A 16,546-nucleotide genomic window follows, 5' to 3' on the forward strand; every position below is an offset into this window, starting at 1 on the left:
CATCACTATCTCAAAGCTTATTTTTGAGCCTTTAGGCTAGTACCTGAGAACGAACAATGGTTTAATCAATCAAGGAGGTTGAATGAACAGCGCGATTGTCACGGTCTGGGTAAATATAATTAATGACCTGATTAACAGCAATAGGTGCCTCACCAAAACCAGTAGCTATCAAATCAACCTTGCCATCATAATCTGCAGCGTCCCCAATCGCAAACACACCCTCTTGACTGGTTTGAAAGAGGTGAGATACCTCAATGCTCGAGCGTTTATAGTCTAGGTTCCAGTTTTTGAGATTTTTGTTGGAAGTCGAAAAGCCAAAACTAACAATCAAACTATCCAACTCAAGCTCTACCACTTCGTCAGATTTGACTTTTTGGATAGACAATTTTTTAGCAATGCCATTTTCACCTTCTAAAGCCAAAGGAACATACGGGGTCAAAACTCTCACTTGAGATGCCTCGAGTAACTCGACACTGTGCTCATGCGCCCTAAAAGCATCCCGACGGTGAACAATGGTCACACTTTTGGCTAAGCCATCTAGTGCCAAAGCCCAGTCAACTGCCGAATCTCCACCTCCACAAATAACAACATTTTGTCCCGCAAACTGCTCTAGCTGATGAACATTATAAAACAGATTGTTATCTGCAAAGTCAGCCTCCCCATCAAGGCCCAGAGTTCTGGGAGCAAAGGCTCCATTGCCGCAAGCCACAATAACAGCCTTAGACTGATGACTGGCTTTATTTGTCTCTATCGTAAAATAAGTGCCTGTTTTTTCAAAAGACTTGACTTCTTCTTTCAAACAAATAGTCACTCGGTCCTCAAATCGCTGAAGTTGTTGCAGCAATTGTCGGGTCAGCTCAGCCCCCGTAATGGCTGGATAGGCTGGAATGTCATAAATCATTTTTTCTGGATAAAGGATAGCTGGTTGCCCACCTAATTCAGATAAACTTTCAATAATATTGACAGACATGCCGCGCAATCCTGCATAAAAGGCAGCAAATAAACCGACAGGTCCTCCACCAATGATGGTGATATCATAGACGACGTCTTTCATGAAATATCCTCTTTTCCTAGTTTTTGTCTGATCTTGTCATAGATTTGTTTCTCTTCATCTGAAAAGTCATAAGACTCTAGCAAATCAGGTCTTCTCAGATATGTTTTTGTGATGCTTTGCTCCAAACGCCAAAGGCGAATACGCTCATGATGCCCACTCATCAAGACCTCTGGAACGGTCATCCCTCTGTAATCATAGGGTCTTGTGTATTGAGGGTATTCCAATAATCCTGATGAGAAGGAATCGTCTTTATGGCTAGAGGCTTTGCCAAGAACGTCTGGCAATAAACGAACCGTTGCGTCAACAACGGTCATGGCAGCTAACTCTCCTCCTGTTAAGACAAAATCTCCTAATGAGATTTCATCTGTCACTAAGTGTTTGATGCGTTCATCATAACCTTCGTAATGCCCACAAATAAAAATTAACTCTTCCTCAAGAGCTAATTCTTCGGCATAGGCTTGAGTAAATCTTTTTCCGGCAGGGTCAAGTAAAATCACCCGAGGGTTTCGAGATTGGATGCGGTCAATCGTGTCAAAAATAGGTTGGGCTCTCAAAAGCATCCCTTGACCGCCACCATAAGGCTCATCGTCTACGTGGCGTGCTTTTTCTGCATTTTCCCTAAAATTGTGATAAGTTACCGTTAATAACCCTTTTTCTTGAGCCTTTCCGACAATAGAGTGCTCTAAAGGCGCAAACATTTCAGGAAAAAGCGTTAGAATATCAATCTTCATCGTCCAACCCTTCCATAATAGCCACGTCAACACGATTATGGTCAACATCAACTTTTAGAACAACCGGTGGGATATATGGGAGCAATAAATCGCGCTTTCCTTTACGTTTGACAACCCAAACATCATTAGCTCCTGGTTGAAGGATTTCTTTTACTTGACCAATATAGATATCATCTTCATAAACCTCTAAACCAATAATTTGATGGTAGTAAAACTCTCCCTCGTCTAGTTCGCCTCTATTTTCTTGAGACACTTTAAGGGTAAAGCCTTTAAAGCCTTCAATATCATTGATGTGGTTCATTCCCTTAAATTTTATAATGTCAAAATTCTTTTGTGTGCGATGGCTAGCAATTGTAACGTCTTGTACAAACTGATCTTTTGCATCAAAAAGAGCTAGCTCTGCTCCTTGTTCAAACCGTTCTTCAGCAAAATCACTGACCGATAAAACGCGCATTTCTCCTTGCAAGCCTTGAGTATTAACTATTTTACCAACATTAAAATATTCCATGTGTGCTCCTAATCGTTTCAAACGTTATTGAAAGTAACCTTTGTCACCTTCATTGATTTTTCTAATTCTATAAGATGCCTGTCACTAAGTTCTCTAGTCGTCACATCTTAGCAACAAATCTCTTTCTATTTTAACACGTTACGCCTCTTTTTGCACTTCACACCGCTACATTTACCATAAAAATCAATAAGAGCTACCTCATGTGAAAACAAAAAACCTACTTCCTAGTGATACTAAGAAGTAGGCTGATAAATCGTAACGGGTTATCAATTGGGTGGTGTATTATGATTTGATGTCTTTTTTCTTTGCCAACCCAATAATGCTTGCTAAGCCTAAAATCACAAAACCAACAACTGTTAAAATAGTTGCGCCATGCTCACCTGTCTGAGGAAGCCCTTTAGACAGTTTAGGCGCTGTTGCTTTTTGACCATTATCTGTATGTTGCTTATGACTATCCATTTTATGGGTATCATCCGCATTTTTAGACGTGTTAGCTGACTGATCTTTCTGAGTTTCTTTAGTCATCTTATCTGCAACATGATCATGCTTACTTTCATGTGAGATTTGTGATGTTTCGAGTGCTGCACTAATGTCGTTTCCTGGAGTTACGGCATGCATCTTGATGTGATTAACTGCAAAATCATAAAAGGTGCCATCCATTAACTTGTCTGTAAAACTTGCACGCCCATGGTCATCAGTTTTGATTTCAGCAACAACTTTACCCAATTTATTGGTTAAGGTCACTAATTGTCCAGCTAAAGCATTTCCATTTTCATCAACAACTGTAATGATTAATGGTTTTTTCGTGTAATCTGACGCTCCAGCTCCTTGACCCTTACTGTAAAAGGCAGCGGCTTTATTCTGATCTTTTTGATCCGTTCTAAAGGTATAGCCTTGAGATTCGCCGTCTACAAAAACACTAATGTTGCGAGCTAAAGGAAGGTTTTCAAAGAGAATCTTGCCTTCTTCATTGGTTTGACCTGATGTGATTTCATGAGGGTGCCCATCAGTAACATCAAACAAGGTCACTTTTTTCCCTGAAATCCCTTGATCATTTTGGTCTAAAACAGTCGCTGTAAAGGTAAAATGTCCATGTGAGGCTTCACCATGACTATCATGATGGTGCTGATGTGTGTGAGTTTCTTTCGAAACTTCCAAAAAGGCACTTGCCGAAAATCCTGGAACAGTTTGTCCCATTTTTTTGCCGTCAACAAAATATTGATAGAAAGTGCCATCCATTAATTGGTTTGTGAAACGGGCTAAGCCATCTTGATTTGTTTTAAGCGTTTCAATAAGCGTACCATTTGGCGCTTTTAGGGTCACTTCTTTGTCAGCGATAGGCTCTCCGTCTTGGTTATAAACGCTGACGTCTAAAGGCGTCTGAGTGTAGCTAGGTTCTCCCTCACCTACTCCTTCTGCTGTGAAGCTTGCTGCCATTGTCGTGTTTGCCTCACTAGTGCGAATGGTGTGCCCTTTAGCATGCCCATCAACAGCTACACTAAGGCTTCTATTCGTTGGTAAATGTGAAAAAATTGCTTGCCCTTTGGCATCAGAGGTCTTTGTTTGGATAACCTCTTTGGATGCATTGGTAATATCTGTCAACGTAACTGTTTTATCACGAAGTGTATTGCCTTGATTGTCTAAAATAGTTGCAACAAAAGTGAAACTTTCTGATGGCTTTGAAACAGCAGCTGTTTCAGCACTGTGAGCCTTAACAGTGGTCGTTGTCAGATCACTGACTAGGACCATGCCAGATAAAGCCGTAGCAGCTAATAGGCTTGTAGATAGTTTTGTATATGATTTCATTGGTTCTCCTCTAATTTTAATTAACCAGTTAATTAAAAACACAAAATAATAACCCTCCTAGGGCTTCTATCATATCTTACTATAAAATGCTTAACCAGTCAAGTATTTTACGATACAAAAAAAGACCTCCTAGATAATCTAGAATGTCTCTTTTAATGAGTTGGTTTTACTTTTCATCAATAACCAATCGAACTTTTTTTCCTGAGGTTGGAACCGAATAGACAATCGATCTTATCGCTGTAATAGTACGACCTTTTTTTCCGATAACACGACCGATGTCTTGAGCATCCAAGTCAAGATGATACTCTACAAAATCAGGAGTATCTTCAATTTTTATGGTAAGATTATCTGGCTGTGAAATCAAAGGTTTCACAATAGCGATAATAAGATTTTCAATGGTATCCATAGGCATCAATTATTTAGAAAACTTTTGGTCGTGGAACTTAGTCATCACACCAGCTTTAGAAAGAATGTTACGTACTGTATCAGAAGGTTGTGCACCTTTTGACAACCAGTCAAGAATACGATCTTCTTTAAGCGTAACTTGGTTCTCAGTTACAAGTGGGTTGTATGTTCCAACTGTTTCAATGAAACGACCATCACGTGGTGCACGTGAGTCTGCAATGTTAATACGGTAAAAAGGTTTCTTTTTAGAACCCATACGAGTCAAACGGATTTTAACTGCCATTTTAATATGTCTCTTTTCTTTTTAGATAATAGTTTCAAGAAACGTAGCTACGCTAATTTCTTACATTGACTAGTATACCCTAGTTTTAAAATGGTGTCAAGTTTTTTTCTTGACACCATTTTATTTTTTGAGTTTCTGCTAATTCATCAATAAATGTTTGATAAGCTCTCCACCATAAATCCAAAAATAGCTAAAGCTAATAATCGAAAACGGCCTACAAATCAAAATAATTGTTAAAAAGCGTTTAGAGGTCATTTGGCTCAAACCTGTTATCATAATTAGTGCATCTGCAGGTGCCAAAGGTGAAATCATATTTAAGATAAAAAAGGTTTCAAAGGTTTTTGTTGATAGCTTTTCTTCGTAAAATGATAATTGTTTTTGTTTTAAAAAAAGTAGAATAAACGGTTTCCCGTATTTTTTAACCAGTGTAAATAGTAAAAACGAACCCAGACAAATGCCCGAAACATTCAACACAAACCCTAAAATCGGTCCAAAAGCCATAAAACCAACAACTGTTGTGACACCACCAGGGATAATGGGAATCACTACTTGAATGACTTGGAGGATAAAAAAGCCTATGGCACCCAATAAAAGGTGTCCTTTAATCATCTCAGCTAAGGCTTGAGGATTGTTGATAATATCTATCTGCCTGACCAAATAAACGACTAGCACAATAGAAAATACAACCGATAAAATGCCAAGAATTTTGAAAAACTTCTTTAGCAAAGCATGCGATATCCTAAAACTACTCATAACGCAATGCCTCAATAGGATCAAGTTTACTTGCCTTATTGGCAGGCAGTAGCCCAAAAACAATTCCTATCGTTGCAGAAAACATAACAGCTATCGCGGCAACATCTAAAGAAACGGTCGCTCCTTTTAAATTCAAGGCTCCTCCCAAAAGGCTGATTCCTATTTGGGCTATGATGAGACCAATCAAGCCTCCAATGATGGTCAAAACAACGGACTCAATCAGGAACTGAATCAAAATTTTAGAACGTGTCGCTCCCAAAGCTTTTCGCAAACCAATTTCTCGAGTACGCTCTGTGACTGATACTAGCATGATGTTCATAACACCAATCCCACCTACTAATAGAGATATTCCTGCAATAGATCCTATCACTGTTGTCAAAATACCAAATTGTTTATTGATTTCTCCGATAAAATCGCTATTGTCTGGAACGGCATACTTACCATCTTTAGCATGAGATAGGCGTGTTAACATCTCTGCTGCCTTATCTCCTAAAGCAATACTTTGCTTGATGTCTTTGACATGAATAAAGGCTGACTCAATCTCTCCAGTTTGAAACTCAAAAGCCACTTGGGTATTAGCCATGATGGCGCCACCAGCAGGCATTCCCGGCATGGAAACATTAGAGTCTTTTGGTTTATAAACACCTACCACGAGGTAATCCTTATCGCCTAAACTAACGACTTTGTTTAAGGCCTCTTTGTATTCTCCTTTACCAAATAGTTCATCTGCGGTTAACTCATCTAGTAAAATAATTCGAGAAAAATTGCTATAATCATCAGGTTTGAGGGCACGTCCAGCTAAAATATTATATTTTTTCACCTTGAAATAATTTTGGCTAACACCTGAAATAGAAATATTTTCTTGTTTTTTCTTCCCGAATGAAATATTCCCTAAGGCACTATTGGTGAAATAATATGAATCTATACCATCCACGTCTTTAACAATTTGCTCTAGCCATTGCGGTTGGATTTCAGGTGCGTTTTCAATTGCGGGTGGCGCAAAATAATTGCCCTCATCCTCACCATCTGCTTTAAAGTAAAGTTGAATGTCTTTTTGATTACGTGAAAATGAATCTGTGATACTTTTGGCCACAGCTTTACCGAGCCCCATAATAATAACGACAGACGATACTCCAATAATGATCCCTAGCATGGTCAATATCGACCGTAATTTATGTCCCCATATTGAACTAAGGGCAAATTTCCAATTTTCCATCTGTATTCCCCCCTAGTCAATTCTAACACTTTCAGTCGTGTCAACTGTAATTTCACCATCGCGAATCACAATTTTACGCGTCGCAAAGTTTGCAATCTCTGGTTCATGAGTAACCATAATAATGGTTTTTCCTTCTTTGTTTAATTCTGTTAGCAATTCCATAATTTGCTCACCAGTCTTTGTGTCCAAAGCGCCAGTTGGCTCGTCAGCTAGTATTAAAGACGGGTTATTGACCAAAGCCCTAGCAATAGCAACCCGTTGCTTTTGCCCTCCTGACAACTCAGATGGCAAATGCTTCATACGCATATCAAGCTCTACTTTTTGCAATAATTTCTGAGCTTTCTGACGACGTTTAGTAGGGGATACCCCTGCATAAATCAAAGGCAACTCAACATTTTGCAGGGCATTTAATTTGGATAACAGGAAAAATTGTTGAAACACAAAGCCTATTTCTTCATTACGAACCTGTGCTAGTTTGCTTTCCTTTAAGCCTTTAACGTCTTTTGTATTTAAAATGTACTCACCAGAAGTTGGACGGTCTAACAAGCCAATAATATTCATCAAGGTTGATTTCCCAGAACCTGATGGTCCCATAATTGCTAAAAATTCCCCTTGATTCACCGTTAAATCAATATTTTTTAACACTTGGAGTTCTTGATCTCCATTTTGATAACTCTTAACAATGTTTTTTAAGCGAATTAATTCTTTTTTGTCATCGGGCACTATTTTTTCACCTCTGATTCTTTTGATTTGCTGCTAGAATCGTTTGATGTCTTTTTATCTGTTACAGTGACATTTTTGAGTTTGCTACCATCTTTCATTTTTTTATCTGGATTAGCAATCACAATGTCACCGAGTTTAATGCCTGAGGTGATTTCTTGGTGTTCACCATCAGCATTGCCAAGTGTCACCTTAACTTTTTTAACCTTTTCAGTGGTGTCGTCATAAACCCAAACAAAATGTTTCTTGTCTTGGTCAACAAGGGCAGAAAGAGGCAATAAAATGTGTTTGGCATCGTTAACCACTTCAACTGACACACTAAATCCTTGTTTTAATTCATTGAGAGGACTTGTGATATCCACCTTGTAGTCGTATGTTGACGCAGTGGACGTTGAACCAGCTCCTGAAGAGGACATTGCATTACTTGCTGCTGAAGCATCTGTTGGATAGTTAGAGACATATGAAATTTTCCCTGTCCACTCTTGGTCGGCATAAACTTTGGATTTGATTTTGACAACTTCTCCAACTTTGATGTTTTTTAAATCATGCTCGGTTAGGCTTCCTCTAACTTGCAACTGACCTTCGGATGCCACATGGACCAAGGTTTGACTATTTTTAGCTGAAGGGTCAATGTCATTGTTAGCTTCAACAACTGTTCCTGAAACCCCACTAACCACAATCATGTCATTTAAAGCTGCTTGGGCTTTATTAACCTCTGCTTGTGCATCTGCATAGGCATCATTTAAATCCTGAAGTTGCTGTGTATAGTTGGCATTTTGTTGTGCTGAAGGCTGAACAGTTGTGGTAGATGTTTCCCCTGTTTCCTCATCATGCACAGTCTCAGTAGTCGCCGCTGGAACACCATAAGTTTTTAAGTGATTAATTTGACGACCGATTTTATTCAAATTTCTAACAGCTGAGTCATAAGCAGCCTGCTGGACGCTTGTGTTGTATTGCACTAGCTGTTGCCCTTTGGTGACTTTATCTCCAACTTTAACACTTACCGTAGCGTGTGTTCCTTTGCTGGCATCAAAATAGATGTATTCTTCTGAGAGGGCTTTAACCGTTCCTGATAAGAGGGTTGAAGACGCAAGCGTTCCTTCTGATGCATTGACTGTTGAATAAGGCACCCCTACTTCTTTTTGAGACATGTCTTTTTCTTTCTTCCACAAGGCTCCACCAATAATGGTAAGAAGCAAGGCTAGAGCAACTGCAATGATCAGTTTGTGCTTTTTCGAGAGTTTAACCTGTTTTATACGTGACACGATTTTTCTGAGTTTAGACATCTTTGTCCTCCGTTTGTACTATTTTTATAAGACAAGTATATGACCTTTTACAAAACTTGTCAAGACATTATCCGCATTTTATCGACTGACAAATGAGAATTATTTCTAATTGTCACTCCCTTGATTATATAACATTTTAAGAGATATTTACTTACAATACTGTCAGGTTTCAGTTATTTAAAAAAAGATCATTATTAAGAAATCTTAAAAATGATCCATCTTTATTTATATCGCTCTTGTGGTAAAGCCACGACTCTCTAAAACCTTCAACATGGCTGCAGCAGTATCCAAAGCTGTAAATAAAGGAACCCCTTGCTCAATAGCTAAGCTTCTGATAATATGTCCGTCCTTATCAGATGCTCTTTTAGGACCAACGGTATTAACAACTGCTTGCACATGACCACTTCTAATCAAGGTGGCAATGTCATTATCCCCATCTCCTATTTTTCCTACGATACGAGCAGACAGGCCGTTTTCTTCAAAATAAGCAGCTGTGCCTTGAGTCGCCATGATTCGATACCCTATTGCATCGAAACGTTGAGCTAGCGACAATGCCTCACTCTTGTTATCATCAGCTATGGTAAAGATAATATTGCCATACTCTTGTAAATGTGAGTAGCTGGCCTCAAAGGCTTTATAAAGTGCTTTTTCCAAGGTTGTATCTGACCCCATGACCTCGCCGGTCGATTTCATCTCAGGGCCTAAAAGGCTATCAACACGTGCTAGCTTGGTGAATGAAAAGACTGGTGCTTTGATATGAACCATATCACTTTCTGGATAGAGTCCGTCACAGTAACCTAAATCACTCAATTTTTGTCCTAGAATAAGCTTCGTAGCTACCTGAGCCATGGGAATATTAGTAACCTTTGATAAAAAGGGAACTGTTCGGCTAGCTCTTGGGTTAACCTCAATCACAAACACTTCCTCATCTTTGATCACAAACTGTATGTTCATCATCCCGATGCAGTTTAAGCCAAGTGCTAAGCGCTTGGTATAGTCTACAATCGTATCTTTTACTGTCTGAGACAACTGTTGCGGAGGATAGACTGCCATTGAATCGCCCGAGTGTACCCCTGCTCGTTCGATATGCTCCATAATTCCAGGTATCAAGACTGATTCCCCATCAGAAATAGCATCTACCTCACACTCAGTTCCAATAATGTAGGAATCAACCAAGACAGGATGCTCTGGACTAGCTTTAACCGCTGTTCTCATATAAGATTTGAGGTCTGTTTCGTTTTCGACAATCTCCATAGCTCTCCCTCCTAAAACATAAGAAGGTCTCACTAACACAGGAAAGCCAATACGACGTGCAGCCTCAATAGCTGTAGCTTCATCGGTAGCCGTCTGTCCCGGAGGTTGCGCAATGCCTAAGCTTTTTAAAGCTTTTTCAAACAAGTCTCTATCCTCAGCACGGTCTAAATCTTCTAGTTGTGTTCCTAAAATAGGCACGCCAGCAGCTGATAAGCTCTCGGCTAAATTGATAGCGGTCTGTCCTCCAAATTGAATCACAACCCCTATTGGCTCTTCTAATTCAATCACATTCATCACTTCTTCGAAAGTGAGGGGTTCAAAGTACAGTTTATCAGAAACCGAGAAATCAGTCGAAACAGTTTCAGGGTTAGAATTCATGATAATAGCTTCGTAACCAGCGGCTTGAATTGCTTTGACACTATGAACTGTCGCATAGTCAAATTCAACACCCTGACCAATTCGAATAGGACCCGATCCAAGAACTAAGACAGATGCTTTCGACGATTTGACCGATTCATTTTCAACTTCGTATGTCGAATAAAAATAAGGAGTTTTTGAGTCAAACTCAGCTGCACAGGTATCAACCATTTTATAGACAGGCACAATATTATTAGCTTTTCTCAACTGCCTGATTGTTGTCGGAGTTGTTCCCCAAAGCTCTGCAATTTTCCTATCGGAAAAACCATATCGCTTAGCATTTTTCAAGGATTCCAAGTGATTAATATTCTCAGTAAGGGATGCTTCAATCTCTGCAATGTGCAATAATTTATCCAAGAAAAAGAGGTCAATTTTAGTTAATGAAGCAATGTCTTCAATAGCATAGCCTCTTCGAATAGCTTCTGAGATGTAAAACAAGCGATCATCTTGTGCCTTGACCATTTTTTCAACCAAGTCGTCATCACAAACATCTTCTAGCCCCACCATTTCATTGTGATGAACACCAATTTCAAGAGAACGACATGCTTTGAGAAGGGCTTCTTCAATGTTTCGCCCGATGGCCATTACCTCGCCAGTAGCTTTCATTTGCGTGCCTAAGCGACGTTCTCCGTGTTCAAATTTGTCAAAAGGAAAGCGAGGAAGTTTAGCAACCACATAATCCAAAGCTGGTTCAAACATGGCATAGGTAGTTCCCGTTACAGGGTTGACCATCTCATCTAACGTTAGTCCAACAGCAATCTTGGCAGCTAACTTGGCAATAGGGTAGCCCGTCGCCTTAGATGCCAATGCAGATGACCGAGAAACGCGAGGGTTGACCTCAATCACATAGTATTTGTAACTATCTGGATCAAGTGCTAATTGGACATTACAGCCTCCTTCAATCTTCAAGGCGCGAATAATTTTCAAGCTGGCATCTCTTAGCATCTGATGTTCAATATCTGATAAAGTCTGTGTGGGAGCAAAAACAATTGAATCTCCTGTATGGATTCCTACAGGGTCAAAGTTTTCCATGTTGCAAACCACCAGAGCATTATCGGCAGCGTCACGCATGACCTCATATTCAATTTCTTTAAAACCAGCAATTGATCGCTCAATCAGACATTGAGTAGCTGGAGATAATTTTAGTCCGTTTTCCGCTACTTCTCGCAATTCTTTTTCATTGGCACACATGCCACCACCAGTGCCACCCATTGTAAAAGCTGGTCTTACAATAACTGGATAGCCAATGGTTTGCGCAAAGGCTACTGCCTCTTCTACCGTGGTTACAATATCTGATTCTGGGATAGGTTGATCTAGTTCTTCCATAAGTTGCTTAAATAGATCACGGTCCTCAGCCTGGTCAATAGCAGACAGCTTTGTGCCGAGAAGTTCAATATTAAGCTCTTTTAAAATACCTGCTTTAGACAGCTCCATCGCCATGTTCAGCCCTGTCTGTCCTCCTAATGTTGGCAAAAGTGCGTCTGGTCTTTCTTTACGCAGAATACGGCTCACAAATTCAATCGTAATTGGCTCAATATAAACCTTATCTGCCACTTCTTTGTCGGTCATGATTGTGGCAGGATTAGAATTAACCAAGACAACTTGATAACCTTCTTCTTTTAAGGCTAGACAAGCTTGAGTTCCTGCGTAATCAAATTCTGCAGCTTGTCCAATAATAATTGGACCTGACCCAATAACCATGATTTTTTTGATATCTTTACGTTTTGGCATTATTCGTTACCTTTCAACAAGTGGCCAACTCTCAGTTTGACCTGTCTTTCATTGCGGGACTCGCTTTTCAAACTGATTGTTCAGCTTGAAAAGCGTCAATTAATTCTAAAAATTCATCAAATAGATAACTGGCATCGTGAGGACCAGGTGCTGCATCAGGGTGAAACTGTACTGAAAACGCTGGGTAGTCTTTATGTCTAACCCCTTCAACGGTTTTGTCATTAATTTCTTCGTGTGTCACCATTAAACAGTCTGGAAGTGTTTCTCGCGCCACAGCATAACCATGGTTTTGACTGGTAAAATCAACACGCCCCGTAGCAATCTCTCTCACAGCATGATTAAACCCACGGTGTCCGAAAGTCATTTTAAACGTTTGAGCACCATTAGCTAGGCTAAAGAGCTGATGCCCCATACAAATACCAAAAATTGGAATCTTTCCTTGGATCTCTCTTATCATCTCCAAGGCCGCTGGCAAATCTTCTGGATTTCCAGGTCCATTTGAAAGCATGAGTCCATCTGGGTTGAGTTGTAGAATTTCTTCTGCTTTGGTATCAAAGGGAACAACCGTTACATTGCACTGCCTTTTGGACAATTCTCTCAAGATAGAATGCTTCAATCCAAAGTCCACTAAGACAATGTTTTTACCCGTTCCAGGAGCTGGATAAGCGGCTTTGGTTGAGACTTGCTCGATATTATTGGTTGGCAAAACAGTAGCCTTTAGTTGAACAGTTAGGTGATCAAGGCTGTCGCCATCATCAGCCATTGTTGCTTTCATCGTACCATGTTTTCTGATAATTTTGGTTAGTGCCCTGGTATCAATGCCTGAAATTCCTGGGATTCCCTTAATGGTTAAAAATTCATCTAAAGTCATCTGTTGACGCCAGTTGCTTGCTCTACGGCTAGCTTCAGCCACAATAACCCCTTTACAAGTCGGTGTAATTGACTCATGGTCATCTCGATTAATCCCATAATTCCCAATTAAAGGATAAGTAAAGGTCAGTAGTTGTCCGTTATATGACTGGTCTGTGATGGACTCTTGGTAGCCTGTCATGCCTGTATTAAAAACAATTTCACCAGTCACATCAATATCAGCTCCGAAGGGCTTTCCTTCAAAAATTGTGCCATCTTCTAAAATAAGTAGTCGTTTTGTCATTCTAATACCTTCTCACATGCTTATTGTCTTGTTCTTGATTGTTAGTCATCTGTCTGCCATTCATGATTGCTTCAATAATCGCCATCCGAACAAAGACACCATTAGTCATTTGCGATACGATGCGAGCTTTTGGAGCTTCGACTAAACTATCTGCAATTTCAACACCTCGATTTACTGGAGCTGGGTGCATGATAATAGCTGTCGGTTTTAAAGCTTGATACCGCTCTTTTGTTAAGCCAAACTGTTTGTGATAGTCTTCTTTTGAAAAACTCTTGCTACCATCATGCCGCTCATGCTGCACTCTTAGTAACATCAGAACATCTAGCTGTTCAATAATCTGATCAATCGGCTGATAAGAACCATACTCATCAAACTCCGACGAGTACCATTGCTTAGGACCATAGAAATACAAGGTCGCACCGAGCCTTTTGAGAATCTGCATATTTGACTTTGCCACACGAGAGTGCGCCAAATCTCCTGCAATCGCAATTTTCAAGCCCTCAAAGTAGCCAAATTCTTCGTAAATGGTCAATAAATCTAGCAAACATTGACTGGGGTGCTGCCCTGAACCATCACCGCCATTAATAATCGAAGCCGTAATGGTTGGGCTAGCAACTAGTGGCTTATAATAGTCGTCTTCCGGATGACGGATCACACAAATTTCAGTCCCCAGAGCACTCATGGTTAGAACGGTATCATAAAGACTCTCTCCTTTATTCACAGAACTGGTATCTGCATTAAAATCAATCACAGTCAAGCCCAATTTTTTCTCTGCGACTTCAAAAGATTTATGGGTTCTCGTTGAATTTTCAAAGAAAAGATTCGTTGCAAAGCACTTGCTATTATCTGCGATAGCAACTTTACCCGCTTTGTATTCTGATCCTCGATGCAACAAGCCTAGCACTTCTTCATTGGTTAACTGTTCCATTGATACAAGATTATTTAGCACAACACGATTATTGACAACTGACATGATGTTCCCCTTTTATCACTAATGACTAACACCTAAACAGACGAATAACAAATCTCGATTACTGTTCTGGAAGGACTTGGTATAATACAATTCCAAGTAACGTGGATAAGGCAACTCCTGAAATCTGAAGCCCGTTCACTTGTAGCATCAATCCACCAATACCAGAAACCAACACAACACTGGTAATCAGTAAGTTCTTTTTGTTATCCATATCAACTTTAGATGAGATGAGTATTTTCAAACCACTTGAGGCAATCACTCCAAATAAAGCAACCGATATCCCACCAACAACAGGAGTTGGGATGGATTGAATAATTGCAGATACTTTACCAATAAAGCTCAGCAAGGCTGCGAAAATAGCGGCTCCGGCAATGACGTAGACAGAGAAAATTTTATTAAGAGCCATTACACCGATATTTTCACCATAAGAAGTAACTGGCGGAGCTCCTAGAAAACCTGCAATAATTTGTGCTAAACCATCTCCAGTTAGGGTTTTTTCTAAACCAGGGTCTTTGAAATAATCACGTTCTGTAAGACTATTTAATACCATGATATGTCCAAAATGTTCTGTCATGGTAACAAAAGCAATAGGCGCCATGGTTAAGATAGCACTTGGATAAAATTTTAGGCCATAACTTAATAGGGGAATTTCGACGGATGGGATATCAAACCACTTAGCCTGTGCTACATGTGTAAAATCAATAATTTCTTGACCAGTCACAACTCCCATCAAAAGTGAGAAAGAATACCCAACCAGCAATCCAAGTAAGATTGGAATAATAGCTACAATACCTTTTCCATAGATATTAAAGAAAATCACTGATAATAAAGTCACAAGTCCAATCACAAAGTAAAGTAAGTTATACTGACCTTCTTTTAACATGACGTCACCAACAGCTGTCGAAGCTAGGCTAAGTCCAATCACCATTACAATGGGGCCTACAACTACTGGTGGTAGGATTTTGTCAATCCATTGGTTACCAATTTTTTTGACCACAAGAGCCACAATCAGATAAACAAAACCACTTGTAATAGCTCCTTGCGCAACTGCTCCAATGCCATCTGTTTTCATTAGCATTTGCATGGCTGCAATATAAGCAAAACTTGATCCCATATAGGCAGGAATCTTAAATTTGGTTACGGACAAGTGGGCCAAGGTTCCTAAACCACTCGATAATAAAGCTACCGACGGGTCTATTCCGACTAAAATCGGAACCAAAACAGTAGCTCCAAACATGGCAAACAAATGTTGGAAAGACAAACCTATTAGCATACCTGCCTTAGGAATTTCTTCAACGTCATAAATCACATCTTTCACGATAACTCTCCTTTTATGTCGGGTCAACAATGCTGACGCAATCTTTGCCATCAACTTCTACAACTTCTACCACAATTTGCTCTGTGCTACTCGTTGGAATATTTTTCCCAACATAGTCTGCACGAATCGGCAATTCTCTGTGCCCACGGTCAATCAATACGGCTAAACTCACACGTCCTGGTCGTCCTAAGCTGACCAAGTTATCTATGGCTGCACGAATCGTTCTTCCAGTATATAAAACATCGTCTACCAAAATAACATCTTTGCCAGTAATATCTGTTGGCATACTAGTAGTATCTTCTTCGGCTTTAACATCATCTCGAAACGATTTGATATCCAGCTCACCAATAGGTAAATCCAAGCCCTCTAATTGCTCCAATCTTTCCTTGATGCGGCGTGCGATGTATACGCCTCTGGTTTTAATACCCGCTAAAACAACATTGTCTAAATGCTTATTGCGCTCAATAATTTCATAAGTGATTCGAGTAATGGCGCGCTTCATAGTTACTTCGTCAATAATTTCCTTAGATTTCATCTGAAACCTCCTCAAAAAATTTAAATCAAAAAAATCTCCTTGTTAACAAGGAGATTTGCGAAATATAGGCACAATTAGACACAACTGCGCACTCTTATTCAGATTAGTCTCCTTGACAGCCTCACGGGACTGTTTTAAAGGAATATTTTATTTTTCTAAGTATAGCAAAAAAAAGAAAGAATAACAAGTTTTTCACTAAAAATAGTTGATTTTTCTGTCTTCAAAATCAAGATAGGCATAAATGCCATTGCAGCAACTGATGTCATGCGTGATGTCGGTCATAATCGATTAGATGTTTTGCGGAGGTATTTGTAATGAGAGGACGGCAACGATTTTCAAGATATACGCTATTTGGACCACCTGCCTTAGCGTTTACTGAGATCGATGAGAAGACTTTTACGAG

The 16,546-nt window shown here is 39.7% G+C and carries 15 protein-coding genes; all 15 read right to left on the minus strand.

All coding sequences use genetic code 11. The annotated features are described in order from the left end of the window. Positions 1-61: 61 nt before the first annotated feature. The 15 genes from AKK44_RS02115 to pyrR all read right to left on the minus strand — a co-directional run bounded on the left by AKK44_RS02115 (position 62) and on the right by pyrR (position 16,143). Positions 62-1,054, minus strand: a complete 993-nt coding sequence (locus tag AKK44_RS02115) for an NAD(P)/FAD-dependent oxidoreductase (protein ID WP_054278311.1) — start codon at positions 1,052-1,054, stop codon at positions 62-64. Continuing rightward, positions 1,051-1,785, minus strand: a complete 735-nt coding sequence (gene trmD, locus AKK44_RS02120; protein ID WP_054278312.1) for a tRNA (guanosine(37)-N1)-methyltransferase TrmD — start codon at positions 1,783-1,785, stop codon at positions 1,051-1,053. Before trmD ends, AKK44_RS02115 begins: the two co-directional genes overlap by 4 nt. Beyond that, positions 1,775-2,293: a ribosome maturation factor RimM gene (gene rimM / locus AKK44_RS02125; RefSeq protein ID WP_054278313.1), complete on the minus strand. Its 519-nt coding sequence runs from the start codon at positions 2,291-2,293 to the stop codon at positions 1,775-1,777. The genes trmD and rimM overlap by 11 nt, the downstream gene beginning before the upstream one ends. Before the next feature lie 282 nt (positions 2,294-2,575). After that, the gene (locus tag AKK44_RS02130; protein WP_054278314.1) at positions 2,576-4,099 is read right to left on the minus strand and encodes an LPXTG cell wall anchor domain-containing protein; all 1,524 of its coding nucleotides are present in this window, start codon (positions 4,097-4,099) and stop codon (positions 2,576-2,578) included. Between the two features lie 166 nt (positions 4,100-4,265). Beyond that, entirely contained in the window at positions 4,266-4,505 is a 240-nt protein-coding gene (locus tag AKK44_RS02135) for a KH domain-containing protein (RefSeq protein ID WP_054278324.1), read from the minus strand. Positions 4,506-4,514: 9 nt separating this feature from the next. After that, positions 4,515-4,787: a 30S ribosomal protein S16 gene (gene rpsP, locus AKK44_RS02140; RefSeq protein WP_037595827.1), complete on the minus strand. Its 273-nt coding sequence runs from the start codon at positions 4,785-4,787 to the stop codon at positions 4,515-4,517. Positions 4,788-4,925: 138 nt separating this feature from the next. Next, positions 4,926-5,540 (minus strand): TVP38/TMEM64 family protein, encoded by a 615-nt coding sequence (locus tag AKK44_RS02145; protein WP_054278315.1) that lies wholly within the window; start codon positions 5,538-5,540, stop codon positions 4,926-4,928. Beyond that, complete coding sequence (locus AKK44_RS02150; protein WP_054278316.1) at positions 5,533-6,756, minus strand: ABC transporter permease; 1,224 nt, start codon at positions 6,754-6,756, stop codon at positions 5,533-5,535. The genes AKK44_RS02145 and AKK44_RS02150 overlap by 8 nt, the downstream gene beginning before the upstream one ends. Before the next feature lie 12 nt (positions 6,757-6,768). Beyond that, positions 6,769-7,479, minus strand: coding sequence for an ABC transporter ATP-binding protein (locus AKK44_RS02155; RefSeq protein ID WP_054278317.1), 711 nt, complete (start codon positions 7,477-7,479; stop codon positions 6,769-6,771). Further along, positions 7,479-8,741 carry an efflux RND transporter periplasmic adaptor subunit gene (locus AKK44_RS02160; RefSeq protein ID WP_054278325.1) on the minus strand — a complete coding sequence of 421 codons (1,263 nt, stop codon included), beginning with the start codon at positions 8,739-8,741 and terminating at the stop codon, positions 7,479-7,481. Before AKK44_RS02160 ends, AKK44_RS02155 begins: the two co-directional genes overlap by 1 nt. A gap of 246 nt (positions 8,742-8,987) precedes the next feature. After that, a complete protein-coding gene (gene carB, locus AKK44_RS02165) occupies positions 8,988-12,164 on the minus strand; it encodes a carbamoyl-phosphate synthase large subunit (RefSeq protein ID WP_054278318.1) in 3,177 nt (1,058 codons plus the stop codon). Between the two features lie 67 nt (positions 12,165-12,231). Next, positions 12,232-13,317 (minus strand): carbamoyl phosphate synthase small subunit, encoded by a 1,086-nt coding sequence (locus AKK44_RS02170; protein ID WP_054278319.1) that lies wholly within the window; start codon positions 13,315-13,317, stop codon positions 12,232-12,234. A 1-nt stretch (position 13,318) separates the two neighbouring features. Continuing rightward, on the minus strand, positions 13,319-14,290 hold the full coding sequence (locus AKK44_RS02175; RefSeq protein ID WP_054278320.1) for an aspartate carbamoyltransferase catalytic subunit: 972 nt from the start codon (positions 14,288-14,290) through the stop codon (positions 13,319-13,321). A gap of 58 nt (positions 14,291-14,348) precedes the next feature. Next, positions 14,349-15,608, minus strand: coding sequence for a uracil-xanthine permease family protein (locus tag AKK44_RS02180; protein ID WP_054278321.1), 1,260 nt, complete (start codon positions 15,606-15,608; stop codon positions 14,349-14,351). Positions 15,609-15,621: 13 nt separating this feature from the next. Continuing rightward, on the minus strand, positions 15,622-16,143 hold the full coding sequence (gene pyrR, locus AKK44_RS02185) for a bifunctional pyr operon transcriptional regulator/uracil phosphoribosyltransferase PyrR (RefSeq protein ID WP_037596576.1): 522 nt from the start codon (positions 16,141-16,143) through the stop codon (positions 15,622-15,624). Positions 16,144-16,546: the final 403 nt, after the last annotated feature.

The organism is Streptococcus phocae (genome assembly GCF_001302265.1).
Classification (GTDB): Bacteria; Bacillota; Bacilli; order Lactobacillales; family Streptococcaceae; genus Streptococcus; species Streptococcus phocae.

Bases quoted from the DNA above. Each gene is read 5' to 3' on its own strand.
- AKK44_RS02130 (WP_054278314.1), bottom strand. From the start codon at position 4,099: ATGAAATCATATACAAAACTATCTACAAGCCTATTAGCTGCTACGGCT.
- AKK44_RS02170 (WP_054278319.1), bottom strand. From the start codon at position 13,317: ATGACAAAACGACTACTTATTTTAGAAGATGGCACAATTTTTGAAGGA.
- rimM (WP_054278313.1), bottom strand. From the start codon at position 2,293: ATGGAATATTTTAATGTTGGTAAAATAGTTAATACTCAAGGCTTGCAA.
- trmD (WP_054278312.1), bottom strand. From the start codon at position 1,785: ATGAAGATTGATATTCTAACGCTTTTTCCTGAAATGTTTGCGCCTTTA.
- AKK44_RS02115 (WP_054278311.1), bottom strand. From the start codon at position 1,054: ATGAAAGACGTCGTCTATGATATCACCATCATTGGTGGAGGACCTGTC.
- AKK44_RS02135 (WP_054278324.1), bottom strand. From the start codon at position 4,505: ATGGATACCATTGAAAATCTTATTATCGCTATTGTGAAACCTTTGATT.
- pyrR (WP_037596576.1), bottom strand. From the start codon at position 16,143: ATGAAATCTAAGGAAATTATTGACGAAGTAACTATGAAGCGCGCCATT.
- rpsP (WP_037595827.1), bottom strand. From the start codon at position 4,787: ATGGCAGTTAAAATCCGTTTGACTCGTATGGGTTCTAAAAAGAAACCT.
- AKK44_RS02145 (WP_054278315.1), bottom strand. From the start codon at position 5,540: ATGAGTAGTTTTAGGATATCGCATGCTTTGCTAAAGAAGTTTTTCAAA.
- AKK44_RS02150 (WP_054278316.1), bottom strand. From the start codon at position 6,756: ATGGAAAATTGGAAATTTGCCCTTAGTTCAATATGGGGACATAAATTA.
- AKK44_RS02175 (WP_054278320.1), bottom strand. From the start codon at position 14,290: ATGTCAGTTGTCAATAATCGTGTTGTGCTAAATAATCTTGTATCAATG.
- carB (WP_054278318.1), bottom strand. From the start codon at position 12,164: ATGCCAAAACGTAAAGATATCAAAAAAATCATGGTTATTGGGTCAGGT.